This is a genomic window from Desulfolithobacter dissulfuricans, assembly GCF_025998535.1.
GTDB lineage: Bacteria > Desulfobacterota > Desulfobulbia > Desulfobulbales > Desulfobulbaceae > Desulfolithobacter > Desulfolithobacter dissulfuricans.
This window is the reverse complement of the sequence record NZ_AP024233.1, coordinates 1,069,767-1,095,145: the sequence shown is the minus strand read 5'-3', so window position 1 is coordinate 1,095,145 and position 25,379 is coordinate 1,069,767. Positions and strand designations below refer to the sequence as shown.

General features: G+C 56.9%; 21 protein-coding genes and 2 pseudogenes. 7 read left to right on the top strand and 16 right to left on the bottom strand.

What is annotated here, in order from left to right:
• Nucleotides 1–11 precede the first annotated feature (11 nt).
• The 13 genes from GF1_RS04780 to GF1_RS04720 form a co-directional block, all read right to left on the bottom strand.
• Nucleotides 12–677 carry a phosphoribosylanthranilate isomerase gene (locus GF1_RS04780; RefSeq protein WP_267928487.1) on the bottom strand — a complete coding sequence of 222 codons (666 nt, stop codon included), beginning with the start codon at nt 675–677 and terminating at the stop codon, nt 12–14.
• Nucleotides 674–1,444, bottom strand: a complete 771-nt coding sequence (gene trpC, locus GF1_RS04775; RefSeq protein ID WP_267928486.1) for an indole-3-glycerol phosphate synthase TrpC — start codon at nt 1,442–1,444, stop codon at nt 674–676. The genes GF1_RS04780 and trpC overlap by 4 nt, the downstream gene beginning before the upstream one ends.
• Nucleotides 1,441–2,478 carry an anthranilate phosphoribosyltransferase gene (gene trpD / locus GF1_RS04770; RefSeq protein WP_267928485.1) on the bottom strand — a complete coding sequence of 346 codons (1,038 nt, stop codon included), beginning with the start codon at nt 2,476–2,478 and terminating at the stop codon, nt 1,441–1,443. The genes trpC and trpD overlap by 4 nt, the downstream gene beginning before the upstream one ends.
• A gap of 89 nt (nt 2,479–2,567) precedes the next feature.
• The gene (locus GF1_RS04765; RefSeq protein ID WP_267928484.1) at nt 2,568–3,191 is read right to left on the bottom strand and encodes an anthranilate synthase component II; all 624 of its coding nucleotides are present in this window, start codon (nt 3,189–3,191) and stop codon (nt 2,568–2,570) included.
• A gap of 143 nt (nt 3,192–3,334) precedes the next feature.
• The gene (gene trpE, locus GF1_RS04760) at nt 3,335–4,822 is read right to left on the bottom strand and encodes an anthranilate synthase component I (RefSeq protein ID WP_267928482.1); all 1,488 of its coding nucleotides are present in this window, start codon (nt 4,820–4,822) and stop codon (nt 3,335–3,337) included.
• Between the two features lie 117 nt (nt 4,823–4,939).
• On the bottom strand, nt 4,940–5,212 hold the full coding sequence (gene rpsT, locus GF1_RS04755; RefSeq protein WP_267928481.1) for a 30S ribosomal protein S20: 273 nt from the start codon (nt 5,210–5,212) through the stop codon (nt 4,940–4,942).
• Between the two features lie 322 nt (nt 5,213–5,534).
• Nucleotides 5,535–6,536, bottom strand: a complete 1,002-nt coding sequence (locus GF1_RS04750) for a pentapeptide repeat-containing protein (RefSeq protein ID WP_267928480.1) — start codon at nt 6,534–6,536, stop codon at nt 5,535–5,537.
• A gap of 299 nt (nt 6,537–6,835) precedes the next feature.
• On the bottom strand, nt 6,836–7,204 hold the full coding sequence (locus tag GF1_RS04745) for a MerR family transcriptional regulator (protein WP_267928479.1): 369 nt from the start codon (nt 7,202–7,204) through the stop codon (nt 6,836–6,838).
• A 78-nt stretch (nt 7,205–7,282) separates the two neighbouring features.
• Nucleotides 7,283–8,467, bottom strand: a complete 1,185-nt coding sequence (nrfD, locus tag GF1_RS04740; RefSeq protein WP_267928478.1) for an NrfD/PsrC family molybdoenzyme membrane anchor subunit — start codon at nt 8,465–8,467, stop codon at nt 7,283–7,285.
• Nucleotides 8,468–8,525: 58 nt separating this feature from the next.
• Nucleotides 8,526–8,756, bottom strand: a complete 231-nt coding sequence (locus tag GF1_RS04735) for a hypothetical protein (RefSeq protein WP_267928477.1) — start codon at nt 8,754–8,756, stop codon at nt 8,526–8,528.
• An 853-nt stretch (nt 8,757–9,609) separates the two neighbouring features.
• Nucleotides 9,610–10,878: a group II intron reverse transcriptase/maturase gene (gene ltrA / locus GF1_RS04730; protein WP_267928476.1), complete on the bottom strand. Its 1,269-nt coding sequence runs from the start codon at nt 10,876–10,878 to the stop codon at nt 9,610–9,612.
• An 849-nt stretch (nt 10,879–11,727) separates the two neighbouring features.
• Entirely contained in the window at nt 11,728–12,420 is a 693-nt protein-coding gene (locus tag GF1_RS04725; protein WP_267928475.1) for a c(7)-type cytochrome triheme domain-containing protein, read from the bottom strand.
• A 101-nt stretch (nt 12,421–12,521) separates the two neighbouring features.
• Nucleotides 12,522–13,277, bottom strand: coding sequence for a 4Fe-4S dicluster domain-containing protein (locus tag GF1_RS04720; RefSeq protein WP_267928474.1), 756 nt, complete (start codon nt 13,275–13,277; stop codon nt 12,522–12,524).
• A gap of 436 nt (nt 13,278–13,713) precedes the next feature.
• Here GF1_RS04720 and GF1_RS04715 point away from each other — a divergent pair, with 436 nt between their 5' ends.
• From GF1_RS04715 to GF1_RS04705, 3 genes and pseudogenes are all read left to right on the top strand, one after another.
• Nucleotides 13,714–14,514 carry a PAS domain-containing protein gene (locus tag GF1_RS04715; protein WP_267928473.1) on the top strand — a complete coding sequence of 267 codons (801 nt, stop codon included), beginning with the start codon at nt 13,714–13,716 and terminating at the stop codon, nt 14,512–14,514.
• Nucleotides 14,442–14,693, top strand: a pseudogene (locus GF1_RS16570) (PAS domain-containing protein); the annotation flags it as partial. The gene GF1_RS04715 and the pseudogene GF1_RS16570, both read left to right, overlap by 73 nt.
• A 78-nt stretch (nt 14,694–14,771) precedes the next feature.
• Nucleotides 14,772–16,115: a sigma-54 interaction domain-containing protein gene (locus GF1_RS04705; protein ID WP_267929106.1), complete on the top strand. Its 1,344-nt coding sequence runs from the start codon at nt 14,772–14,774 to the stop codon at nt 16,113–16,115.
• A 564-nt stretch (nt 16,116–16,679) separates the two neighbouring features.
• Here GF1_RS04705 and GF1_RS04700 read toward each other — a convergent pair.
• Both GF1_RS04700 and nrfD (GF1_RS04695) read right to left on the bottom strand, forming a co-directional pair.
• The gene (locus tag GF1_RS04700) at nt 16,680–17,123 is read right to left on the bottom strand and encodes a MerR family transcriptional regulator (protein WP_267928472.1); all 444 of its coding nucleotides are present in this window, start codon (nt 17,121–17,123) and stop codon (nt 16,680–16,682) included.
• Between the two features lie 76 nt (nt 17,124–17,199).
• Nucleotides 17,200–18,393, bottom strand: coding sequence for an NrfD/PsrC family molybdoenzyme membrane anchor subunit (nrfD, locus tag GF1_RS04695; RefSeq protein ID WP_267928471.1), 1,194 nt, complete (start codon nt 18,391–18,393; stop codon nt 17,200–17,202).
• 1,209 nt (nt 18,394–19,602) lie between these two features.
• Between nrfD (GF1_RS04695) and ftsH the strand changes: the two genes are divergently transcribed.
• The gene (ftsH, locus tag GF1_RS04690) at nt 19,603–21,396 is read left to right on the top strand and encodes an ATP-dependent zinc metalloprotease FtsH (RefSeq protein WP_267928470.1); all 1,794 of its coding nucleotides are present in this window, start codon (nt 19,603–19,605) and stop codon (nt 21,394–21,396) included.
• A 658-nt stretch (nt 21,397–22,054) separates the two neighbouring features.
• Entirely contained in the window at nt 22,055–22,753 is a 699-nt protein-coding gene (locus tag GF1_RS04685) for a hypothetical protein (RefSeq protein WP_267928469.1), read from the top strand.
• Nucleotides 22,754–23,019: 266 nt separating this feature from the next.
• Here GF1_RS04685 and GF1_RS04680 read toward each other — a convergent pair whose 3' ends face one another.
• Nucleotides 23,020–23,574, bottom strand: a complete 555-nt coding sequence (locus GF1_RS04680) for a thermonuclease family protein (protein WP_267928468.1) — start codon at nt 23,572–23,574, stop codon at nt 23,020–23,022.
• A gap of 162 nt (nt 23,575–23,736) precedes the next feature.
• Here GF1_RS04680 and GF1_RS04675 point away from each other — a divergent pair, with 162 nt between their 5' ends.
• Both GF1_RS04675 and GF1_RS04670 read left to right on the top strand, forming a co-directional pair.
• A complete protein-coding gene (locus GF1_RS04675; protein WP_267928467.1) occupies nt 23,737–24,240 on the top strand; it encodes a cyclic nucleotide-binding domain-containing protein in 504 nt (167 codons plus the stop codon).
• A gap of 20 nt (nt 24,241–24,260) precedes the next feature.
• Nucleotides 24,261–25,319 (top strand): annotated as a pseudogene (locus tag GF1_RS04670) (sigma-54 interaction domain-containing protein); the annotation flags it as partial.
• Nucleotides 25,320–25,379 lie beyond the last annotated feature (60 nt).

Sequence of the window (25,379 nt, the reverse complement as noted above, 5' to 3'; positions counted from 1 at the left end):
AGCCCCCCTGCTCACTTTCCGGCGTTTACTTCCAGTGTGCGGATGGCCTGCATCATCTTGCGGACCAGTTCGTGGTCCTTGCACCCCGGACGCTCCTCCACCCCTGAATTGATATCCACCCCGTAGGGCTGAACAGCGGAAATGGCGGCGGCGATGTTATCAAGCGTCAGGCCACCGGCGAGGATGAAGGGCCGCTGGAGCTTGAGCTGGTTGATCCGGGACCAGTCAAAACTTTTACCGGTTCCGCCCAGCTGGGATTTATGAAAGGTATCGAGCAGAAAACCGCGCACATGCGGGTTGTACGGAGTGATGTCGGCCACGCTCAGTCCGTCGCCGGGCCCCACCCGAAGCACCTTGAGGATCTGGCACGGGGCGGCAAAACGGGCCAACCGCTCACAGTACTTGGGTGATTCCGTGCCGTGGAGCTGGGCGTAGTTGAGGCGGCAGTAATCGATGATCTCCTCGACTTCGTTACGCTTCTTGTCCACAAAAACGCCGACCACATCGACAAAGGGTGGCAGGGCTTCGATGATGAGCCGGGCCTCCTCCGGATCGATGAACCGGGGACTTTTCTCAAAAAAGATAAAGCCCAGGGCATCCACCCCGGCCTCCACCGCGGCGGTGGCATCTTCAATCCGGGTGATACCGCACATCTTCACTCTGATTCGCGCATTCATGAGACTGATGACTCCAGAAACTGTCGCAGGAGGGTCTGGTCCGCACTGCGCATGAGGCTCTCGCCGATCAGGGCGGCGGTTATACCTGCCTCGCGCAGGAGCATCATGTCCTCGAGGGTGGAAATCCCCGACTCGCTGACCACGGGAATATGGTCGGGGATCAACCGCTGGAGACGGAAGGTGGTCTGCAGGTCCACGGAAAAATCGTTGAGATTGCGGTTGTTGATACCGACAAGCCGACTCCCTGCTTGCAGGGCCGCCTCCAGTTCCTTCTCGTCATGGACCTCCACCAGGACGTCCATACCGTATTCTTCGGCCATCTGCCGGAAATCCCGCAGCTGGGTAACATCGAGAATGGCGGCGATGAGGAGGATCGCATCGGCGCCATAGGCGACAGCCTCCTCGATCTGCAGGGGATCGATGATGAATTCCTTGCGCAGAACAGGCAGGTCCACGGTTTCCCGGACCAGGGGGATATAGCTGATATCGCCCTGGAAAAAATCCCGGTCGGTGAGCACCGACATGGCCTGGGCCCCGCCGGCCTGGTAGTTGCGGGCAATGCGTACCGGATCAAAATCAGGCTGGATCACCCCCTTGGAGGGCGAGGCCTTCTTGGCCTCGGCAATCACCGCCACCCCGTCAAATTCCACCAGGGCCCGCATGAAGCCACGGGGCGGATCGATCTCGCTCTCCGGCCCCCGGATACCGGTGCGGCGAAGCTTGGCCACTTCCTCCCGCTTTCTCTCGGTAATGGTATCAAGAATCATCGTTTCACCTGATCCTGACAGAAGGCGACCAGTCGGTCCAGTTTTTCCCGGGCAGCTCCCGAGGAGATGACCTCTCTTGCCAGCCGGACCCCGGCCTCCAGGTCATCCGCCCGCCCGGCGGCCATGAGCGCGGCCCCGGAGTTCAGCAGGACCATGTCCAGCCGGGCCCCGGGGGTTCCGTCCAGGACCAGGCGCACCTGGTCGGCGGATTCCTCCACGGTCGCCCCGCCGCGGATATCGTCCACGGAGTGGCGGTCAAGCCCCACATCCTCGGGCTCCACCGTATAGGTGGTCACCTCGCCGTCACGGGCATCGGCCACGTAAGAGGTGCCGGTGACCGTCATCTCGTCCATGTTGCCCTCGCCCCAGACCACCAGGGTCCGTTTCATGCCCAGCCGGGCCAAGACCCGGGCCAGGACCTCGGTAAGTTCGCGGTCAAAGACCCCGGTGAGCTGAACGTTGGCCCCGGCCGGGTTGGTCATCGGTCCGAGGATATTGAAAATCGTCCGGATACCGATCTCCCGCCGCGGGCCGATGGCATATTTCATGGCCCCGTGCAGCATGGGAGCGAACAGGAAACCGATCCCCACCTCGCGGACGCACTGTCCCACCCGCTCGGCCGGCATGCTCAGGTCCACCCCCAGGGCCTCGAGCACGTCCGCGCTGCCGCAGCTGGATGAAATGGCGCGGTTGCCGTGCTTGGCCACCGGAATACCGGCGGCCGCGACCACAAAAGCCGTGGTGGTGGAGACATTGAAGGTGCCGGACCCATCACCGCCGGTACCGACAATATCCATCAGGGTCTGGGTGGTGGTATCGATCCCGGTATCAACAAAGGTGGCCTTTTCCCGCATGACCCTGACCGCACCGACGATCTCATCGATGGTCTCACCCTTCATCCGCAGAGCGGTGATAAAGGCACCGATCTGGGCCTCGGTGGCCTCGCCGCCCATAATCTCGTTCATGACCTCGACCATCTGCTGTTCGTCGAGATCCTTTCCGGTGACAACCTGTGCTATGGCTTCTCTGATCATCTTTCTCTGTATCCTGTTCTGTCAGTTCCTTATCTTCGTTCCATCCGGTGCCGGACAGATGCGGTACGAGCCACTCCTCTCCCTGCGGATCAGCTCCGCAGCAAAGACTCGTAATCGGGACGGAGGAAATTGTGCAGCAAGATAATACCGACCCCGGTCATGATCGACTCGGGATGGAACTGCACCCCCTCGATGGGCAAATCCCGGTGACGAATCCCCATGAGCTCGCCCTGGTCGGTGTGAGCGGTGGCCTCCAGGCAGTCGGGCAGCGATTCCTCCTCCACCACCAGGGAGTGGTAGCGCATGCCGTCAAAGGGGTTGTCCAGCCCGGTGAAGACTCCACGCCCGTCATGGCTGATCGGACTGGTTTTCCCGTGCATGACCCGGCCGGCCCGGATCACGCGGCCACCGAAGGCCTCGCCGATGGACTGGTGTCCCAGGCAGACGCCGAGAATCGGTATCCGGCCGGCAAAATGTTTGATGGCCTCGATGGAGATACCCGCTTCGGCCGGCGTACAGGGGCCCGGGGAGATCAGCAGCCGGTCGGGCCCCAGGGCCTCGATGCCCGCCAGGTCGATCTTGTCGTTGCGAAAAACCTGGATCTCGGGTGGCTGCCAGGAGCCGTCCCCGTGGGGAGGTCTGGTAGCCAGGGTCTGGACGATATTGAAGGTGAATGAATCGTAGTTATCGATGATAACGATCTTACAGGACATGTGATCTACCTGTGTGCGCAATGGTTTCCCTGCCCACGGACCGGAAACCGGATGTGGAGACAGGGCGCTTGGTCTGTGGATACCCGGCATGACCGACCGGACCGGCGCCAGACGGCGGGATGCCCGGACGATCCCCCACTATCCTACCAGCCCTTTTCAGCCAGTTCCACGGCCCGGCGAAGGCCCTTGGCCTTGTTGATGGTCTCTTCGTATTCACTGGTAGGATCGGAGTCGGCCACGATACCGGCCCCGGCCTGGATCCAGAGGTCCTGGCCGTGCATGACAAAGGTGCGGATGGTGATGCAGAAATCCATGTTGCCCGAAAAACCGAAATAGCCGACCGCACCGGCATAGGGTCCGCGCCGTTCCACCTCCAGCTCGTCGATGATTTCCATGGCCCGGATCTTGGGAGCGCCGCTCACCGTGCCGGCCGGGAAGCAGGCTTCCAGGACATCGAACTGATCTTTGTCCTCGGCCAACTCGCCGTGGACCCCGGAGACGATATGCATCACGTGGCTGTACCGCTCGATGACCAGGAGATCCCGCACGGTCACCGAGCCGGACCTGGCCACCCGGCCCACGTCGTTGCGGCCGAGATCCACAAGCATCAGGTGCTCGGCCCGTTCCTTCGGATCGGCCAGCAGTTCCTTTTCCAGGGCCCGGTCTTCCTCCTCGGTCCGGCCCCGTTTCCTGGTCCCGGCGATGGGCCGCAGTTCGATGTCGCCATCCTCCAGCCGAACCAGGATCTCCGGAGAGGAGCCGATCAGAACCACGTCGCCCTGGCGGACAAAAAAGAGATAGGGGCTCGGGTTGATGTGCCGCAGGGAGCGATAGAGAAGAAAGGGGTCCAGGCTGGTGGTGGTGTGGAAACGCTGGGACAGTACCACCTGGATGATATCCCCGGCCAGGATGTACTCCCGGGCCCGCTCCACCATGGCCTCGAAATCCGCCTGCTCCATATTGGAAGTGAACTCGTGTCTGGTGGTGGCCGGGCTGAAGTCACAGATCGACTCGGGCAGGGGCTGACGGATGAGCGAGATGATCTCGTCGATGCGGGCACAGCCCCGGGCATGGAGTTCTTCCGGGGAGGACGCTTCGTCCGCTTCCACGTTGCAGACCACGGTCAGAGTTTGTTCCACACTGTCGTGAATCAGCACCAGCCGCGGGACCATGAACGAGGAATCGGGCAGATCGAGACGGGGGTGGGAATCGGGCAGCTCCTCGATGAAGCGGACCATGTCGTAGCCGAGGAAGCCCACCGCGCCACCGTAAAAACGCGGCAATCCCGGGGCGTTGCTGGGCCGAAAGGATGTCAGCAGGTTCCGCAGTTCGGCCAGGGGATTGCACCCTGTGCGGACTTCACACTCCTGGCCCCGGTCCGGACGGGTCAGGGTGACCGTATCCCCTGTGCTTTCGAAAACAACCAACGGATCCAGACCGATAAAGGAATACCGCCCCCACTTCTCACCGCCTTCCATGGACTCGAAGAGAAAGGCATGGCGCCGCTGGCCGGCCACCTTGGCAAAGATGGTCAGAGGCGTATCCAGATCGGTGATTATGGTGCGGTAGATGGGAATGAGACCGGACGAACCGATCATCCCTGCAAAGGTTTCCTGGTCAGGAAAATACATGGACATTCTCAGGTACATTGCGGCTCAAGAGAACCCTGGAAACAGAAAAAGCCATGGAAGAGGAGTCTTCCATGGCTTTTTCCCTAATGATCAATCAAGGCGATAACGCAGCCTGGTTCAGGCAAGCGGCTGCATCCGATTGACCCGCCGGGTCAGACGGGAAATTTTGCGGGAAGCCGTCTTCTTGTGGATAGAGCCCTTTACGGCGGTCTTCTGAATCACGGGAATGGCCTTCTGCAGGGCCTCGCGGGCCTGCTCTTCAGAACCGGCCATCAGCGCCTCTTCAACCCTGCGGACCACGGTCTTCATCTTGGATTTGTTCATGCGGTTCCGCATCCGGCGGACCTGGGACTGTCTGTTTCTTTTTTCTGCAGACTTGTGATTAGCCATGGAAAGCTCCTTCGTATATCAAACGGAATATCTATTTTTATGCAAGGAATTCTATCGTATATCGAATATACGCCTTTTTGTCAAGGATATTTCAACAACAGGCCTGAAACACCACCCTCAGTCGTATCTGGTCACAGGGTACGCACTAGGCCGACATTTCAAGGAAAAAAATGTAACTCGTCTCAGGCGCCCCAGATTCGCGGTCTCCCTCCGGTCGCTTCGCTGTGCAGTCGTGGCTGACCGCTATAACAGCGTAGCGGTGTCACCCTCTATGCGGGCAGACGCGACCGCGTAAAGATGGGGTGGTTGTGACGAGTTACCCTCAGTCCGCCTGGATCGCCCCATCCAGGTTCACGCCGATGGCACCGGAAAACTCGGCCGAATCCACCAGTGCCTTTTTGAGTCTGGCCCCGGTCAGATCAGCCCCGCGAAGATCGGCCATATACAGATCAGCCTCACGCAGATCGGCGTTTCTGAGATTGGCCCCGCTCAAATCGGCACCGCGGAGGATGGCCTCGCTCAGATCGGCGCCGGAAAGATTGGCCCCGGCCAGGTTGGCCCGCTCCAGATCGGCGCCTTCCAGGTCCTTACCCTCAAGATCAGCCCCGGCCAGGTCGCATTCCAGGCAACGATTGGTATCGAGCAGTTTGCGCACCATCTCCTGGCGCTTGACCGCCGCCTCGTCAGGAGTTTCCACAGTGTACACCATTTCCCCTGAATCCGGGCCGCTGCCGGTCATCTGCGCCTGTGGCGACTCGGCAGATGCCGACGTCGGGGCAGACTCGGTCACCCTGGCGGACCTGTGCACGGGCGCCTGCTGAGCCGGTTTCCGGAAGGATGCCTCCCTGGCCGGCTGGCTGCTGACAACGCTGGTACCACCGGCATCCCCACCTGTCTTCGCCACCTTCGGCATATCGGTTGCCGGACGATCGACAACCGCCTCGTCCAGCCGGGCGCCCTTGAGATATGCGCCTTCAAGAACCGCCCCGGTCAGATCGGCATCGGTCAGGTCGGCACCGGCAAGATCGGCACCGCCAAGGCCGGCATCACGGAGATTGGCGCCCCGCAGGTTAGCCCCCGAGAGATTGGCGAGATAGAGCTGCGCCCCCTGGAGATTGGCACCCTCCAGGTTGGCTCCGGACAGGTCCAGCCGGTTGAGCCTGGCACCCTGCAGGTCACAGCCCGGGCAACTGTCAGTTTCCATGAGCTGCTTGACATTGTGTTCCACAGCGGGTGCAGGGGATGGGTCGGCGGATAGACCACTGCCGGCGGACAGCAGAGAGAGGGCCACACAGAACAGCAACGGGCGAACTGGTACTTTCATGGGATATTTTTTATTTCCAGGCCGAAAGAGCGGCATGTGATGTTAAAAAAAATCAGCCTGCGACAAACGGATACTCAGGCCACGACGACAACCACCATGCAGCCAGCCCGGCAATCACGGCCGGCCTGGCTGATTCCCTGGTAATGCAGCAGGCACCAGATGATCTTATATACTGCAGTCCGGCGAATCATTCAATCGGCTGTTGGAAACGGGACAACAAAAAAAGACAGCTTTCCGGGGCCGGGGCCCAGGAAAGCTGTCCTGGCAGGAAGGAAGGGAAGTAAAAGAGGATTGCCCGGTCAGGCGACGTTGCGGTCGAGCCGCTCCACCTTGCGCGGTTTGGCATGCTCGATCTTGCGCGGCACCAGGCCGTTGGCCATGAACGCGGTGCACTGCTTGCGTTTTTCAAAGGAACACTCGGCTATGTTCCAGCAGGGTGTATACTGGAGCAGTTTTTTGATAGCCGCGATGGATATGCCATGTTCGTGAATCATTTCCCGCAGGCATTCGATCCACTTGATGTCGTTTAAGGTATAGTAGCGCCATTTTCCCTTGCGCATGGGCTTAACCAGTCCTTCCTGCTCGTAGATTCGAAGTGTCCTGGGATGGACATCGAGCATCTGAGCAGCCACGCCTATGGTGAAAATTGCTTTCTTTTCGTCAACCATCTCAATCCTCTTCTGGCAGGAGTTACAGGGAAGGAGTCCTGCCTCCTTCCCTGCGAGTTCGCGTTGATTCCCGTTTGCTTAATGCTTGGCTGCCGCAAAGATCTTGCCGAAGTAGCGCTCGCCCATCAGGAAGGCCATGCCGGTGAGTCCGATGCCGGCGAAGGCCACCAGCCACTCGTAGCCGGAAGGTGAGTAATTCATGTACTGCGGCAGGTTGGCATCGATACCGGCAAACTGGGGCACGATCTGTCCGGCGATGACCATGTCCATACGGGAGACGAACATGCCGACCAGGGCCATCAGCGCGGCGGTGGACATGGCAGCCACGCTCCGAAGCCGGGTCAGGGCCAGCAGCAGGGCCGGAGCAACCAGGCCAATGCCGAGCTCAAAGAGCCAGAAGTTGGTGGACAGCGGACCAGACATCAGGGCATCGGCCGAGGCCCGACCCAGTTCCTGGCCACCGACATAGAAGGAAACCATCTTCCAGAAGGTGGCGACGCTGACCAGGACAAGCATGAGCAGCAGGACCTTGGCCGCAGCCTGGATCCCGAAAAAGGCCGTCTCGTCGATTTCTTTGCGGCGGATGACATAGGCGTAATGGGTGAAGATAACCGTTGCTGCAGCACCGGAGAGGAAAGCGCAGCTCAGGAAGTAGACGGGCAGCTGGGCACCGTACCAGAACGGATGGTTGGGCAAAGTGGCGAAGACACCGCCCAGGCAGCTGTTTGCAGCCATCTCAGCAAAGGCCCCCAGGATACCAACGGCAATGGCAGTCTTGAAATTCCTGGTCAGAATCAGCCAGAACTCGATCAGGACAAAGCCCACCGCCATGCCGTACAGGGTTCCCATCCACCAGATATTCGATGTCGGGTTGGGCGAGATAACGTTCCAGATCGCCATCCGCCAGGGATTCTCGATCTCCATGCCGATGACCGTGAAGCCGCTGATGATGGTCACCAGCGACAGCCAGACCATCCTGTTGGCCAGCGGTGCGATCCGGTTGCCGCCAAAGATGTGGCTGATCGCCGCCAGCAGGCACAGGCCGGTTGAGGTGATGGCGAAGAACGCGTAGGTGGAGATCAGCAACCCCCATGGGACTTCACGGGTGTTGTTGTACACATGCTCGTGGCCGACAAAGAACCCGTACACGCCAACGCCTATGCCGGTGAACAGCATCAGTCCGAACAGGGCAGCAAGCACGTTGATACCAGGCCGCGCTACCTCCGGCTCCATTGTCGCAGTGATTGAAAAGTTGTTTGCCATTTTTTCCTCCTTGATTTGTTTGTTACCCCGAAGATTTCCTTCGAATCCCTAAAACCCTCTAAACACTTGCCGGCTCAACCATCTTGTCCCGATGTTCCCCCGCCAGGTTCCAGAGACCGGCGATAACGGCTATGGCCGAAAACGGTCCCAGGATAAGGAACAGGAAGAAGGACAGGCTGAACCAGAATATCTCGCTCACTCTGGAAACCACCCTGGACATCCGCTTACCGATGAACAGGTTTGCCCGGTGTGTCTTATGCTCTGTCAGGAAGTTGCTCAGGATACTCATGATGATCTCCTTTCTCGTCTTTCAGCCAGGTGGTACTTTTCTCGTTTGCCCCTTCTATCGCAAGGGATGTGCCACCCCGGGACAAAGTGGTTGACAAACAGGGGACACCAAGGATAACTATCGAATATAAAAGGAGTAAAATGACATACAAAAAGAAACTTCCCGGGATCAGAGGAAGCAAAACCATACAAATAACCTTCTCTCATGGCGCGTTTTACGCCCTGCCGCCCACAGAAGCATGGCGCAAAATGCGCCCATAGCCCAATCAGGCTTCAACCGGGACGCAAACCGGCAACATCCTGTAATAACTATGTTTTCAGAGAGATACCATCCTGTCCGTCCGTGATCCAGGTCCAAGTCTCTGAACGAGGCAGTTCCAGGAAGCCGCCAGGCCCCACCCTGCAACCAGGATTAATAATATCGTTATTTCATACAGTTAAAAAACCACACCGAACTGGTGGCGCAAAATGCGCCCATTGGAAAAAAATTAATCCGGAACAAATCACTGAACGGGTGAAGAGAGCTGTTTACAGCAACTTCAAGCATAGTGAATCCTGGAATCACCGATGCCCTAACCCATGATAATGGTGAGGAAAAAATTCCTTTTCCAATTAAATATTGCAGCCAGTGATTACTGGGGACGCACAATGAGCCCTGGAGTCGGGAGGTGGTGGCAGTGCGATGGAGGTCAAGGGAAAATGGCAATAAGCTGAAGGTTGGGAGGGGAAGAAAAGGTACAAGAGGGGGTGACAGGTACAAATCGAGTAGGGTGAGGCAAGGTAATTAAGCTTGCCTCATCCCTCTCACAGAACCGTACGTACGGGCCTCGTATACGGCTCCTGTTTATTTTCCTTCATACTGAAACAGAAATTCCGGTCTGTACAGATGCGAGGTCAAAGAGCCCCATTTCCCCATGCAGGCAGCTGTTGGGAAGGGCATAATGGCTCAGTGGACTTGCTGCATTGGCCCAGGAGTTCATCTTGATACTTTTGAACTCTCCTCTATAGCCCAGCTGTCTCAGTCTGCGGTGTAGCCTGCGCGGCTTTTTCCACAGCTTCAACTGAACAGCACGCAGCCGCCTTCTGATCCACCCCATCAGCCGAGAAAACTCACCCTTGCAGTTCGCTATCCGAAAGTAGTTGGCAAAACCCCTCAGCAACCGGTTGAGGTCGGCTATCACCTTCTCAAGATTCACCGGGGAGTTACGCCGGGTCATCGCCTTGACCTTCGCCTTGAAGGCCCTCACCTTGCCTCGCTGTATTCGGGTCATCACGGAGTGGATACAAACTCCAAGAAATTTAATCCCTTTGAGGCTGTGGCTTATATGGGTCTTTTCCTGGTTGACGGTCAACAGCAGTTCTTCTTCAAGATAACGACTGGCCTGGTTCAGTGCATTTTCGGCTGCGCTCTTTGACTGGCACAGGATCAGGATGTCGTCCGCATAGCGGACGATGCGGTGGCCACGATTCTTCATAAACTGATCGAAGGAATCAAGGTATACGTTGGCAATCAACGGGCTGATAACTCCGCCCTGCGGACTGCCGACCTCGCTGGCCTGCCAACCATCTCCTGTCAGAACACCGCTTTTCAAAAACTTCTCCAGCAGACCAAGAATACTTCCATCGCTGACCCGGCGACGGAACGAGGCAAGGATCAGGTCATGGTTCAACGTGTCGAAGCATTTCGACAGATCCATGTCCACTACCCATTTCCGCTCGTACGTCCGGATGAACATCGTGGCTTTGCTGATTGCCTGGTGACAACTCCGACCAGGACGGTAGCCGTAGCTCGACGGATGGAAATCGCGGTCAAATATTGGTTGAAGTATATCCAGCAGGGCCTGCTGTACCACACGGTCACGGACTGCAGGTATGCCGAGTAGCCGTTTCCCGCCGTTCGGCTTCGGGATCTCCACCCGTCGCGCGGCCAGCGGCTGGTAGCTCTTGTCCTGCAGTTCCGTCAGGAGATGATCGATATTGGTCGCAAGTGATCCGGCAAAATCATCGATGGACTGGCCGTCTATTCCGGCAGCTCCTTTCGAGGATTTCACCTTGTAGAATGCTTTGACCAGGTTCTCCCGGCTCAGCATTCGATCATATAGGCTGTACCAGACGTCAACCATGCTCCTGTCCTGCGTTTCCCTTCCTCTATTTCCACCTGGAGACTTCGGTTCTTCAATGGGCGCGACCGCTTTCTATCCTCATGGGCAATATACGATCAACACTCCCATCTACTCCGGTGAACGGCCAAAATCGGCAGAGGACCTGTCACGGCATACCGCCGATAGCGTGCCCCGTCCCGTCGGACGGCTTGTGTTCAGACTGCCAGGTGTCCATAGATTCCGGAAAACCTTCAAATAAACTTCATCCCTTCGCAACAGATATGGCTTTTGGCTCATAACTGCCCCCAACGAACCAGGCCGTTGGGTCATCCCGGTTTTATCCTCCACACTGTTACCAGGCTTCACAGGCCGGAATTTCATCACTACTACGGAATCATCTGCCACCTCACACCGCTTCGATCCGCCTTGGATTTCTCCTTGTGCTTCTCTTTTTCCGCTTAATGCGGAAACAGTGCAAGGCTTCCCCGGTTAAGGCGAACTCCCTGTGAGCGACCGCATCCTCAATCACGTATCAGGACTGACCAGGTATCGGGCTTCGCGCTATTTAGGACGCTTACCCTCCTGATACGCCGAATCAGGTTCGCTTGCGCTATGTGCCGCTCACCTCCTATCGCTTCCTTCAGACCCTGCCGTTACCAGCAACGCCCTTACGACTCGGATTGTCTTCCCCCTGGTCAGGGTGACGCCTGCGTTCCGCAGGCTGGGTTTGCCCGCCATGCCGGGCAAACTACAAATCGGGGCAGGACCGGAACGGTCCTGCCCCGAAAGATGAGGCGAGTGGCAGGTACTGTGTGCTATGCTTTAAAGCAGATCCACCGGCCTTTCAAAGCGACCAGGGAACAGGATGGCTCAGTGTCCGCCTCCATGTTCCTTCTTCTCTCCCTTGCCACCGCTCATCAGGCGTTCAAAACCGATGACGCCGATATGGCAGGTGGTGCACTTGGTATCCGAGGCAAAGGCATCATCGCCGTTGTGGCAGGCTCCACAGTACTTGCCTTCATAGAGGGCCTGCATAACGAACTTTTCAGGATGTTCCTCGGCCGCACCGAGCTGCATCTTGAACACCTTGTTATGGCAGGATGAACAGCCCAGGTCCATGTCGACATGCATCTGATGGTCAAAAACCACTGCCTTCACAGGCTTGTCGAAGATAATGGTCTTGGGCGGATTCATTTCACCATGACACTGGGTGCAGGATGCCTCGTCGTTGGTGGCAAACGCATCGTCACCGTTATGGCAGGTCCCGCAGTACTTACCTTCGTCGAGGCCTTCCATGTTATAATCTTCCTGGCTTTCGGCCCAGCCCTTCTTTTTCTCGAAGATGTCAGGGTGACAGGTGTTGCAGTCCAGTCCCAGGCTGATCGCATGGTACTTGTGACTGAACATCATCTTCACAGGCTTTTTCGACACGATGACAGTGGGACCGTAGCTGTCCGCAGTCTGACTCTCGGCTTCGGAGCTGGCCTGACTGCCGGCAGCGTAGATCAGGCCGGTACAGGCAGCCACCGCAAAGGTATATAGAATCTTTTTTTGCAACTTCATTGTTATCCTCTCCCAGATTTTTCATGAAGGTCCGGTTCTGCCCTTGACAGAGAACCGGACTTCAAAATTCATTGTACAGAATCAACCATCCCGGACAGATATCAGTCATTCATGTAATAGACATTGGGCAGGGCGCCTGTTTCGGGGCGCAGAACCCATACCAGCCGGTCCGGCTTGTGAACCAGTTTGTACACTTCACTTTCCGGATCACTGAGATCGCCAAACACGCGGACATCTGCCGGACAGGCAGCCACACAGGCGGTATCCTTCATGCCCTTGGAGAGGCGGGTATCATAACAGAAGTTACATTTATCGATGGCGCGGTTTTCTTCCTTGAAATACCTGGCATTGTAGGGACAGGCGGCCATACAGGTCTTACAGCCGATACATTTTTTGTAGTCCATCATGACAATGCCGGTTTTCTTGTCCTTGTAGGTAGCCCTGGTGGGACAGACCCGGACACAGGGTGGCCGGTTGCAGTGATTACAGAGCACAGGCATGAAAATGGTCTCTGTTTCTGCCGGGCCGACAATACGCAGCTGTTCCAGAATCGTGGTCCGGTACCCGTAGGAGGGTACGTCGTTGGTCTTGGCGCAGGCTTCCTTGCAGCGTTCACAGTCAACACACCGATTCTGGCGGATGACCATGGAATAATGCGGCTTGTACGGAAAGCCGCTGGTCTTTGGCGGAAGACCGATGGCTGCGTGCGCATCCTTTGCTGCTGTCAGCGACAGAACCTTTCCGCCAAGAAATACGCCGGTAATTGCCAGTCCGGCCTTGAGGAACGTTCGCCGCTCTTCAGAGGGGAGGCTGTCCACACCCTCATTCCGAAGCTTTTCCAGTTCTTTGATGTTCATTCTACTTCTCCCTTAATATGGTGAATAAGGTATAAACCTTTGTACCTGTATACCACATGCCGTTGCCCCTTTCCCTGAATGACAATTCATTCAGAAAATAGGTTATTTTATAACTTCCGCATTGTCAAATTGCAAGCTTTACTCATCAATGTAGCGCATAATATTGATCAATTTTCCATGAAATCTCCGGATCATTTTCACCCGCTCCGGGTAGATTCTCTTTGAGACATTGCTTCCTGTAAAGTATAATTTCCGATGTTTCTAAACATTATCCTGTCTCGTTTGAAATGGGCCCGGCAAAATTCGGAATAAATAAGCCATGTTCGCGATCCCGTGCGCCCATAGATACCTTGCCCTGATCGATATTGCCGGTTATATCTGAATCGTCAGGCAACCATATCAAAAAAATTCGGCAGCAACCACGTATACAGACATCATGAGCTCCCCGGAAAACACACCAAAACCCTCGGTAAAGGCGGCGATATTTCAGGTAGACCGCGACTGGCGCATAACATCGGTCAACGACAAGGCCGGGCAGATGATCGGCGTCCCAGCCGAAGAACTCGTCGGGCTCACCATCGAGGAGATCTTCTGCTCCAAGGTTCAGTTCTCCTCCCTGGCGGAGCTGTGCGAGCCGATAGCCAAGGGCCATGTGATTGTCAACCATCCTGTCCTAGTGTGCACCAGTAGTAACGACACGGGAAAGGCGATGCTCGTCTCCATCATTCCGCTGCCTGAAGCAAAAGGCTCCGGCGGGGCCATCATCAGCATGCAGGACGCCACCGAGCATACCCTGCTTCACCAGATTACCCTGGACTTCATCGCTGATGGGGTCTTCACGGTGGACGAGAACTGGAAGATCACCTCCTTCAACAAGGCGGCGGAAAAAATCACCGGCTGGACCAGGAAAGAGGTCATCGGTTCCGCCTGCGGCGACATCTTTCACAGCAAGGCGCAAAAGAAGATGTGCCTGCTCAAGGATTCCCTCAAGGATGGCCACCCCATCATCGACAAGGCTATCTTCATGCGGAACCGGCACGGCAACTCCATTCCGGTCTCCATCAGCGCCGCCCGATCACCACCCCGGACGGCAGGATTATCGGCGGGGTGCAGACCTTTCGCGACAACACGGTCAACGTCCGCAACGATCTCATCCTTTACTCGGTGGCCGACGGGGTCTTCACCGTGGATGCAAACTGGAATATCACTTCGTTCAACCGGGCGGCGGAAAAGCTGACCGGCTGGTCCAGCGAGGAGGTCCTGGGCAAGCCGTGCAGCACCATCTTCCAGTCCAATATCTGCGGCGATGGCTGCCTGCTACGCCAGGCCATAAAAAATGGCAAGACCACCATCAACCGACCGATTTTCATCAAGACCAGGGAAGGCACCTCCATTCCGGTCTCCATCAGCGCCTCGCCCCTGGTGGATGATCAGGGCAATATCATCGGCGGTATCGAGACCTTCCGTGACAACACCCTCTCCATCCGGAAGAGCATGATCCTGGAATCCATTGCCGACGGGGTCTTCACCGTGGACAAGAACTGGCGCATCACCTCATTTAACCCGGCAGCGGAAGCCATTACCGGCTGGAGTGCCGAGGATGCCCTGGGAAAATCCTGCAGCGAGGTCTTTCACTCTTCCATCTGCGGAAAGAACTGCGCCATTGCCGAAAGCCTGTACAGCGGCACTCCGGTTGCCAACCGCTCCATCACCATCCGCAACAAAAGTGGTGAAAAGGTGCCCATTTCCATCTCGGCCGCTCCTCTGGTCGATCACGAGGGCAACATCATCGGCGGGGTCGAAACCTTTCGCGACCTCTCAACCATTACCCAGCTGCGCCGGGAACTCTCCCGCAGGTACACCTTTGACGAAATCATTTCCAAATCGGTGGCCATGCAGCGGTTGTTCAAGATCATGCCGGAAATCGCCAGAAGTCCAAGCACCGTTCTGGTCCTGGGCGAAAGCGGCACGGGCAAGGAACTGATCGCCCGGGCCCTCTACAACGCCAGTGAACGGCGGGACAAACCCTTTATCACGGTGAACTGCGGCGCCCTGCCCGAAACCCTGCTGGAATCCGAACTTTTCGGCTACAAGGCCGGGGCGTTCACCGACGCCCGCAAGGACAAAAAAGGCCGATTCGCCGCCGCCGAGGGGGGAACCCTTTTCCTGGACGAGATAGGTGACATCCCCCACTCGATCCAGGTCAAGCTGCTGCGGGTACTCCAGGAAAAAGTTTATGAGCCCCTGGGCTCCAATACGCCGGTCAAGGCAGATGTGCGGATCATCACCGCCACCAACCGCAACCTGGAGGAACTGGTCCAACAGGGACTCTTCCGCGAGGACCTCTTCTACCGGCTCAACGTGGTCAAGATCCAGCTCCCTCCCCTGCGCGAAAGGAAGGAAGATATCCCCCTGCTCATCGAGCATTTCATCAAAAAATACAGTGCCCAGCAGGGAAAGGATATTGTCGGTATTTCCAGCAGTGCCCTGAACATTCTCATGCACTATGATTACCCCGGCAATATCAGGGAACTGGAGAACATAATAGAATACTCGTTTATCCTCTGCGAAGGCGGCTACATCCAGCCCGAACACCTGCCCGACACCTTCACCGGCACCAGTGGACCGGACTCGTCCCTGCCCGGCTCCACCGGGGCCGGCCCCCAGACACTGGAGGAGGTGGAGAAGCAGGCCATCTACCTGGCGCTGGAGCGCAATAATTGGCGCAAGATGGCCACTTGTCGGGAACTGGGGGTCTCCAAGGACACCCTGCGGCGCAAAATCAAAAAATATGGCCTGGAGCGGCCCCTGGACAGAGAGCTGCGCAAGGCGTCCTGAGTTACCGCGACCGTGCTCTTTTCACCCTGGACCTTGACAAAACTTTTCCCGCGCACCTATCCTGTATCCAGCGGGCTTTCCCGCCCCTGCAAAAAACAGCACCACAGAGTGGCCAGTCTGATCTGGTCCGTGATCAGCCGTGTTGACCCCGCATCTGCACAGAAAAAATCACATTCCAGCCGGAGTTCCGCCCAACAGACAGCCATCTGCATGTCGGCCCTGTCCCTCCGGCCATTGCAACCCCGGGCATGCCGCAGTGCTGATAAAAAAATCTGATTACCGTCAATCTTCAGCATTGAAACCGGTGTCGGTGGCTGAATTTCAGTGATAATCACATAAAAAAAAGCCACTCCGAAGTCCAGGGGCTTCGGAGTGGCTTTTTTTTCATTATGCCTGGTTCCCCTGCCAGGATCAAACAGTCCTGAACCCGGCCCGGCAGGCTCTCAACTGCCGGTATCGGCAAGACAAGGGGTGACCGATGCCTTTTCGCGAAACAGATTCAGGCAAAAAATCGCTGCCCCCTGGCCGCCCCGGCGGCACGGGCCCGACAGGCACGCACCGTGTCTAACCGGATGAGCTGCGCTTTTTTTTTTGCACCACGGTCTTGCGCTTTTCCTGGTCCGCTTTCTTGGCTTCCTGCGCTGCGACCTCATCGCCCACCGGATGGAGTGTCCGGGGAACAGCCCGGTCCACCCGGGCGCCGCACTGTTCGAAAACATCGGGCGGACACCCGGCAATTTCCCAGCAGGGAGCAAATCCAAGCAGTTTCTTCAGACCGGGTATGCTGATTCCCTCCTTGTGGATCAAGGTGCGCAGACAGGTTATCCACTGGATATCATGATCCGAAAACATCCTCCTGGACCCCACGTGGGCCGGAGAAATCAGCCCTTCGGCCTCGTAAATCCTCAGGGTTCGCGGATGCACATTGAGCAGCCTGGCCGCCACGCCAATCGGGTAGACTGGCACATCGGGGCGCATCGACTTGATTTCAGACCTCTTTCTGGCCATGCTGTAGTTCTCCTTCGTTCCTGGGAAATCGGAACGGGATGGCGGAGGACCGCCTCCCGTTCCGGATCAGTTCACCTCAGTGATCCTCGGACAGATGCCCGCGGAACATACGCTCACCAATCATGAAAAGCATGGCGCAGAACGTGAACCCGGCCATGGTGATCATGTACTCGTGGAGAGTAGGAGAGTACGAGAACAGATGCGGCAGGCTCACGATGTTGTACTCGTGCAGCCCCGGGACGATCTGGCCGACGACCACCAGATCATAGCGCATGAAGAAGATACCGATGATGGAAGCCAGCGAACCGAGCGCCATGGCGCTGATGTTCTTGGCCCGCACAGCCAGGATGATGACGAACGGCAGTACCATACCCATGCCGATTTCAGCGATCCAGAAATTCTTGGCATAGGGACCGGTCAGCAGGGCCATGATGGCTTCATATTTTCCCGGCGGATGACCGGCGATCCCGGAGAGAATCTTCCAGGTGGTGAAGAACATGATGGTGACATAGAGCAGGGCACCGAGTTTGGCAACCGAGCTCAGAGATTTCTGCAGCTTGTCGCTCATCTGCCAGCCGTTGATCTTGTAGCCTGCCCAGTGAAAGAAGATAACCGCGGCACAACCGGACATCATGGCCGAGGTAATGAAGTAGATGGGCATGTAGGGACCATGCCAGAACTCACGGCCGTTGAGAAGGCCGAAAACCGCACCCAGATTGGAGTGCGCAGCCACACCGGCGATTACACCGGCAAGCCCGAACATACCGGCGGTCTTGTGCTGACCGGCCTGGAGCAGGGCGAACTCAATGAGCATGAAAAAGAGATAGGCACCATACAGTGTACCCATCCACCAGATGTTGGAGGTGAGATTGGGGGAGATGACGTTATAAAGGGCCATACGCCAGGGATTTTCGATTTCAAAGGCGATGACGACAAAACCGGAAATGATGGTGGCGATGGCCAGAAAAACCGACCGCTTGGCAATCGGCTTGAAGGCTTCGACGCCAAAGACATGTCCAATGGAGGACACGAGACACAGACCGGTTGAGGTGACAACAAAAAATACATAGGCAGCAAGCATGAGGCCCCAGGGAATCTCCCTGGAGATGCCGTAGACATGCTCGTGGCCGGCAAAAAAGGCATGAACACCAAAAGCTACACCAACAAGCGTCAGCAGACCGAAAATTCCAATCGCTGCGTTGTAAGCACCTGATGAGCTTGCTTCAAGGCCACCCTCCTGGGGCAGTACCCTGGTCAGTACATTATTCATGATAGCATTCCTCCATAATTCCTTCTTGGCAGCCAGACAGGCAGAGACCGGCGGGTCCTCTACCCTCGGGAGTGCTTGTCTGGTTTTAAACTGGACGCCGGGCATCCAGGTACATCCGGCCGTCAGCCGACCGGTACAGCAGGCATGGCGACAATACCCATGCCGGACGGCTAGGAAAAATCTCCTTCTTCCCTGACGGCCTGAAGGACCGGTTTGATCTTGACGTCAAACAGGGTATGGAGTGCAGCACCACCTAGCCAAAAAACGAGAAAAATAACAGCTTCCATTGGTTCCTCCTTGCTTCCAGTTCAACTGGAAAGAACAACATGTTTGACTGGTTTTCACTGGCGGATGAAAAAACAGTCATTTCATTTTTTCTTCCGTACCACCTCCTTTGCTAAAGTCTCTGTATAATATCCTACACTCCGGGACATAGACCGGAGCGAACCTGAACCCTTTATGATTCCCTTATAGCGAAAGCGCCAGCCGGTTGTCAACATTTATTGACATTTTTTTTTAAGATAATTTGTAACCGCAGGACTCATACTAATCCCTTATAACTATATTGCGAAAAGCGGAAATTACTATTTCCCAAGGTATATTTTGTGAATACGACTGGTTACATCTACCGAATCTGGCAGTTTCCACAAATGAACAGACGGGCAATTTCTGCCCAATGAATGGCGATTCATTATTTCCACAAAGAAGCAAAAAAAGCCAAAATAAAATGAAGATAGACGTATTTTGCGTCTTAAGGGTCAAGTGTTTTTTCAGGCCCGGAAGACACCCTGTGGTAGCCAATCAATAAACAAAACTTTTATCTTCAGCAGGTTGGCGATATCCCCTGAAAAGAACACCTATTGTGAAATTTTCTGGCATTGAAAATGCTCCTAATAAGGCAGCTGCTCAAGAGAAAAAGCCAAAAGACGAGACAGCCCTGATACAGACCCTGGAGTGGCGGCTCCAGGGTTCTTTTTCTTTCCCTCCCCGGTGCGTCCCAGCCAATCCTGCGAATCTCCGTATAGACACTTTACCTTTATCGGGAATTGTGGTACCTGATCATCAAGTCCCGGGCATCACCGGGAAATGCCTCTTCTTTTCCCTTGAAGAAACCGCTGACCAGGACGCACTCTGCGCCCTCCTGCCAGACCTGGCTCAGCCCGCGCAGTGAACCTGCGGTCAAGCTCAAAACATACTCAGGAGATTTCATTGAAATATTTTTACAAAAATCTGGCCATCTGGCTCATCGTCGCCCTGGGAGGCATGCTCCTTTTCAACATGCTCAAAGGGGCACCGGAACCCTATCACCTGGTCCGCTACAATGAGTTTCTCGAAAAGGTGGACAAGGGCATGCTCTCCACGGTGACAATCAAGGAAGACAGTATCACCTGGCGGACATCCGACGGCACCCTGTACAAAACCATTGTCCCGCCCACCAACGACGCCCTGCCCCATCTGCTGAAAAAGGGGATCAACATCGAAGTACGCAAGGAGAAAAAACCGCACTGGTTCCTCCAGATGTTTCTCTCCTGGGTTCCCTTCCTCTTGATCATCATCATCTGGCTTGTCTTCATGCAGCGGGGCAAAGGTCAGGGTGGCGGGCCAAAGGCCATGGCCTTTGGCAAGAGCCGGGCCCAGCTCATTGACACCCAGCACCCCCAGGTCACCTTCAAGGACGTGGCCGGCATCGAGGAGGCCAAGGAAGAGGTCATCGAGATCGTCGAATTTCTGAAAAGTCCAGACAAATTCACCGAGGCCGGCGCCAGGATACCCACCGGCGTTCTTCTCTACGGTGAACCGGGTACGGGCAAGACGCTTCTGGCCAAGGCCATTGCCGGCGAGGCCGGGGTTCCTTTCTATTCCATCTCCGGCTCCAACTTTGTCGAGATGTATGTGGGGGTTGGCGCTTCGCGGGTCCGGGACCTGTTCCAGGAAGGCAAGAAGAAGGCTCCCTGTATTATCTTTATCGATGAAATCGATGCCGTGGGCCGGCACCGAAGCTCCGGAGCCGCCGGCGGCAACGATGAACGGGAACAGACACTGAACCAGCTGCTGGTGGAGATGGACGGCTTTGAGGCCAATGATCATGTCATTGTCATCGCCGCCACCAATCGTCAGGACATCCTGGACCCCGCCCTGCTGCGGCCCGGACGTTTTGACCGCCAGGTCCTTGTCCCGCTGCCCGATGTCCGTGGCCGGGAACAGATCCTCCGTGTACACGCCAGAAAGATCAAGGTCGCCGAGGATGTGGACTGGAAAACCATTGCCAAGGGAACGCCGGGTTTCTCCGGGGCGCAGCTGGCCAACATGATCAACGAGGCCGCCCTGCTCATGGCCCGGACCAGGAAAAACGCAGTGACCATGGCCATGCTTGAAGAGGCCAAGGACAAGGTCATGATGGGTGCGGAACGGCGCTCGCTGATCATCACGGAAAAGGAAAAGACCGTCACGGCCTACCACGAGGCCGGTCACGCCCTGGTCGCCTGGATGCTGCCCGGAGCTGATCCCGTCCACAAGGTCACCATCATTCCCCGGGGCAAGGCCCTGGGCCTGACCATGCAGCTGCCGGAAGAGGAAAAACACTCCCATGACCGCACCTACCTGCTAAACACCCTGTGCACCCTGCTCGGTGGGCGGGTGGCCGAAGAAATGATCTTCAACGAGATCACCACCGGGGCCGGCAACGATATCGAGCGGGTCTCTGATATTGCCCGCCGCATGGTCTGTGAATGGGGAATGAGTGAGGCCATCGGCCCCATCACCTTCCGGGCCTCGGACCCGCTGAGCGGGAAAAACCAGATCATGAGCGAAGAGACCGCCGTGCTCATAGACAAGGAGGTCAAGAAAATCATCCAGTCGGCCTATGACCGGGCCCGGCAGATCCTCACCGACCACAGAGCCATCCTCGAAGAGATGACCCAGACACTGCTGGAGAGAGAGACCATCACCAGAGAAGACATCGAGAACATCGTCAACCGACACGGAAAAAAAGAGACAGCATGATGGGAACACATCACGGAGCAAGGCGGCTTCTGCTGCTGGCAGCGCTTGGCCTGTGGCTGACTGGCCGCCCGGCCACGGCTGCCGAGGCGCACCGGAACCTGACCCAGACCCTGAACAGTGGCCGCGAGGTGACCAGGACCTGCCTGGCATGTCATCCTTCGGCCGGCCAGGATCTGCTCCACTCCAGCCACTGGACCTGGAGCCGGCCACGGGTTGTCGATGGACAGAAAGAAGCGTACTCCAAGCTTGAAGGCCTGACCACGTTCGCCATTTCCGCATCCGGTAACCCGACCCACTGTCTCGGTTGCCATATCAGCCAGGACCCTGCCGGTGTCAGGGAAAATGACATGGAAAGCATCGACTGCCTGGTCTGCCATGACACCACGGGCCGCTACCGGCGCGGACAGGACAACGATTATCTCTTTCTGGCCCGTAACGCCGGCCGGCCAGAGCCACGCAACTGTACCACCTGCCATGGAAGGGACTGCGGACTGACCGGCAGTACCAGCCAGGGACCCTCCCGGATAAACGATGACATTCACCTTGCCTCCGGACGGATCGGTTTCACCTGTCAGAGCTGCCACCAGGCCGGGGAACATCACCGGATCCAGCGGGTCCCGACCGACGACGGGAGTGCCACGGCCAGGGGCTGTCAGGCTTGCCATGGCCAGGCCCCCATCAGCTGGCCCGACTCAACGAGCATGGCCGCAAAATCAGCTGCCAGACCTGTCATATTCCCCGATTTGGCCGCACGGCCCCGGCCCCGGTCACCTGGAACTGGGTCATGGGCAACCAGACCGGCACCATCTCGCGACTGCTGGCCGATGGCCGGAGGGATATCATTCTGGACCGCAACGGTTTTACGCTGGCCCGGAATATCGAGCCGCAGTATCTCTGGAGTGATGGTTCAGAGCTTCTCTACCGCCGTGGCACCCGGATCAGACCCGATCAGCTGACCGCTATCCAGCAGCCTGCCCCGCGCAGCCCGCAGGCAAAGATAACACCTTTTTCCGCGGTCTATGCCACCCAGCTCTACGATGCCAGGTATCGTTATCTTATTTCTCCGCAACTGGCCGACACCTCGACGCGTCTTTTTTCGGAAAAGCCGTGGAATGACACGGCCCGCGAGGGGATGAACTCCATCCGTTTGCCCTACTCCGGCGCCTTTGGCTTCACCACGACCGTCACCTACCGGACCGTCAACCACGGAGTCAGCGCCATTGAGCAGGCCCTGGACTGCCTGGACTGCCACGGCCAGCGCGGCCGCATGGACTGGCAGCGACTGGGATATGATCAGGATCCCTGGAGCGACACCGTGGAGCAGGAACCACCGAACGAAGAACTCGGTGACCGGTAGGCCGATCGGAAAACAACTATCCGGCATCCGAAAGGGTCCGCTATGGGTTCAAGCCCCGGGCGTGATAAACCTGGGCATGCCTCCCATGCCCGTGAACGGACACGTGGACGAGCATGTTCTCTTATGGCCGGGCCCGTGTCCCTTCCAGGGCCCGCGACAAAAATGAACAGAGACATATACCATCATGTCAGCGGAGCCGATTTTCGATGCTCTGGCTCCGGGACCAGATTTCCTTTTGCTCCGCAGACATCAGCCCCACAGGATACTCATCGTCGGCCATTTTGCCCCCTGGATCTCTCCCGCTGTTTCCATTTCCAGGGTGACACGGGATTCTTTGCCTTCCACAGGCCTCGGCGGGCCCTGCGCGCCTTGTACTCCAGCCGCTTCAGACTGGAACACAGGGGCTGCTCCAGACAGTACTTGGGATAGACCCAGGCAAGCCCCTCACGGACCAGTTCCCGGCTCACCAGCCGGCCGTCACTCTTGACCAGAGCCACAATACGACCGTAGCGATCCATATCCTTAGATGTAAGAGAAACAGTCTTTTTATAGGTAAGCCGCCTGGTGAATCGTTTGGCCTGCTCGCCATAGGACTGTCCATATTCCGGCGCATCAATACCGTAGAGACGGATTTCCAGAATCCTGTTACCTTTTTTCACCCGGAGAGAATCGCCGTCCAGGACCTTGACCACGTAGGCGTGCCAGGCCAGCGCCGGAGACAGCGGAGCTGCCAGCAGATACAGCAAAACGAGCCCGCCGGCGCCCACCCTCATCAGGAGTGGATGTCTGCTTGTAAAACTGTTCCAGGGTGTCCAGGCCATCCTTTCCTCCAAATTCTGCCAGCTCGGGTTGTCAAAAACATGACATGCGAACCCGAAGATTCTTGTCATTTCCATGGCAGGTGTGATATTCTTCTCCTAAGTGTAGCAAAGGCCGGAAAAAATCATAGTGAATATTCTCCCAGGCAGGTACAAGAGACGCCCATGGAAGCAGAAGACCTGCGCGGCTACCATGCCGAGCTCACCGAAACCGAAGAGCGGACCAGGGATTTCATTCTCTCGCTGCCGCTCTTTGACGCCTTCAAAATAGACGAGCTCGATATCCTGGCCCGCCACATGAATTACGCTGAGATAAAACGGGGCGAGTACCTCTTCACTGAGGGTGAAAAGGGAGACTATATGTGTTTTGTCGTCCGTGGACTGCTGGACGTTCTGAAGAAATCAATCGATGGTGATTACCGTGTTATTGCCAGGCTGGGCAAGGGCAACACCATCGGGGAGATGTCCATCATCGACAAGGCTCCCCGCTCGGCATCCGTCATTGCCCGGCAACCTTCGGTGGTGCTCATTCTCACCAAGAAAGGCTTTGAGATCCTCACCCAGCGCTACCCATCCATCGGTATCACCCTGCTCAAGAAAATAATGCGCCTGCTCAGCCTTAACATGCGCCGCACCTCCAGCCGGCTGGCTGACAAGCTGCCCTCCTGAGAACTCACGTGAATCATTCATTCCACGGCATCATAGGCCGCTGCGAAAAAATGCAGCGTCTCTTTGACCTGATCGGCAAACTGGCCGAAGACGACCAGAGCACTGTCCTTATCCAGGGTGAATCCGGGACAGGCAAGGAACTGGTGGCCAAGGCCATTCATGCCCACAGCCCGCGAAGCAAAAAGAATTTTGTACCGGTAAACTGCGCCGCCATTCCCGACGATCTCCTGGAGAGTGAACTCTTTGGCTACACCAAGGGTGCCTTTACCGGCGCCAACACCGCCAAGACCGGTCGCATCGAATATGCCGACGGTGGCACCCTCTTCCTTGACGAAATCGGCGACATGAAACCGGTGCTCCAGGCCAAACTGCTCCGGGTGCTCCAGGAAAGGGAATTCGAACCGGTTGGTGGCCTGAAACCGATCCCGGTGGATGTGCGGATCGTTGCCGCCACCCACCGAAACCTTGAGCAGCTTGTCAATGAAGGACAGTTCCGGGAGGATCTTTACTACCGCCTCTGTGTCATTCCCGTCTCCATCCCGCCGCTGCGTGAACGGCGTGAGGATATTCCTGTGCTGCTGGAACACTTCATCAGGACCATCGGCAAGAACAGAAAACAACCTCTCAAGGGCTTTGACCGGTCCGCCCTGGAGGCGTTGATGGCCTACCACTGGCGCGGTAATGTCCGGGAACTGGAGAATCTGGTCCAGCACATGACCATCCTCCACGCCGGAGAGGTCGTCAGCCTCGCTGACCTGCCCGACAAGTACCGCAGGCCGCAGGCCGGCCAGCTGGAATCCATGCCGGCCGGCATGGAACCGGAAAACCCTGACGTATCAGCACCTGAACAGCTGCTGCTTTTTTCCGGAACGTCACCCGCGGAAGAGGTGTCCTGGAGCGACCAAGGCGTGGATTTCAACGCCCTGGTCAATGATTACGAGACCCAGCTCATCATCCAGGCCCTGAAAATGACCCAGGGAAACAAAAAGGAAGCCGCCCGCATTCTCAACCTGAAACGGACGACCCTGCTGGAAAAGATAAAGAAGAAGGGAATTCAGGACTGCTGGCAGGAGGCATAGGCCAGGTACAGGGGCCTGCCCCTGCGGGGAGGGCGGGGCCGACGCGGCCTGGGTGCGGCA

Bases quoted from the DNA above. Each gene is read 5' to 3' on its own strand.
- GF1_RS04780 (WP_267928487.1), bottom strand. From the start codon at position 677: ATGAATGCGCGAATCAGAGTGAAGATGTGCGGTATCACCCGGATTGAA.
- trpC (WP_267928486.1), bottom strand. From the start codon at position 1,444: ATGATTCTTGATACCATTACCGAGAGAAAGCGGGAGGAAGTGGCCAAG.
- trpD (WP_267928485.1), bottom strand. From the start codon at position 2,478: ATGATCAGAGAAGCCATAGCACAGGTTGTCACCGGAAAGGATCTCGAC.
- GF1_RS04765 (WP_267928484.1), bottom strand. From the start codon at position 3,191: ATGTCCTGTAAGATCGTTATCATCGATAACTACGATTCATTCACCTTC.
- trpE (WP_267928482.1), bottom strand. From the start codon at position 4,822: ATGTATTTTCCTGACCAGGAAACCTTTGCAGGGATGATCGGTTCGTCC.
- rpsT (WP_267928481.1), bottom strand. From the start codon at position 5,212: ATGGCTAATCACAAGTCTGCAGAAAAAAGAAACAGACAGTCCCAGGTC.
- GF1_RS04750 (WP_267928480.1), bottom strand. From the start codon at position 6,536: ATGAAAGTACCAGTTCGCCCGTTGCTGTTCTGTGTGGCCCTCTCTCTG.
- GF1_RS04745 (WP_267928479.1), bottom strand. From the start codon at position 7,204: ATGGTTGACGAAAAGAAAGCAATTTTCACCATAGGCGTGGCTGCTCAG.
- nrfD (WP_267928478.1), bottom strand. From the start codon at position 8,467: ATGGCAAACAACTTTTCAATCACTGCGACAATGGAGCCGGAGGTAGCG.
- GF1_RS04735 (WP_267928477.1), bottom strand. From the start codon at position 8,756: ATGAGTATCCTGAGCAACTTCCTGACAGAGCATAAGACACACCGGGCA.
- ltrA (WP_267928476.1), bottom strand. From the start codon at position 10,878: ATGGTTGACGTCTGGTACAGCCTATATGATCGAATGCTGAGCCGGGAG.
- GF1_RS04725 (WP_267928475.1), bottom strand. From the start codon at position 12,420: ATGAAGTTGCAAAAAAAGATTCTATATACCTTTGCGGTGGCTGCCTGT.
- GF1_RS04720 (WP_267928474.1), bottom strand. From the start codon at position 13,277: ATGAACATCAAAGAACTGGAAAAGCTTCGGAATGAGGGTGTGGACAGC.
- GF1_RS04715 (WP_267928473.1), top strand. From the start codon at position 13,714: ATGAGCTCCCCGGAAAACACACCAAAACCCTCGGTAAAGGCGGCGATA.
- GF1_RS04705 (WP_267929106.1), top strand. From the start codon at position 14,772: ATGATCCTGGAATCCATTGCCGACGGGGTCTTCACCGTGGACAAGAAC.
- GF1_RS04700 (WP_267928472.1), bottom strand. From the start codon at position 17,123: ATGGCCAGAAAGAGGTCTGAAATCAAGTCGATGCGCCCCGATGTGCCA.
- nrfD (WP_267928471.1), bottom strand. From the start codon at position 18,393: ATGAATAATGTACTGACCAGGGTACTGCCCCAGGAGGGTGGCCTTGAA.
- GF1_RS04680 (WP_267928468.1), bottom strand. From the start codon at position 23,574: ATGGCCTGGACACCCTGGAACAGTTTTACAAGCAGACATCCACTCCTG.
- GF1_RS04675 (WP_267928467.1), top strand. From the start codon at position 23,737: ATGGAAGCAGAAGACCTGCGCGGCTACCATGCCGAGCTCACCGAAACC.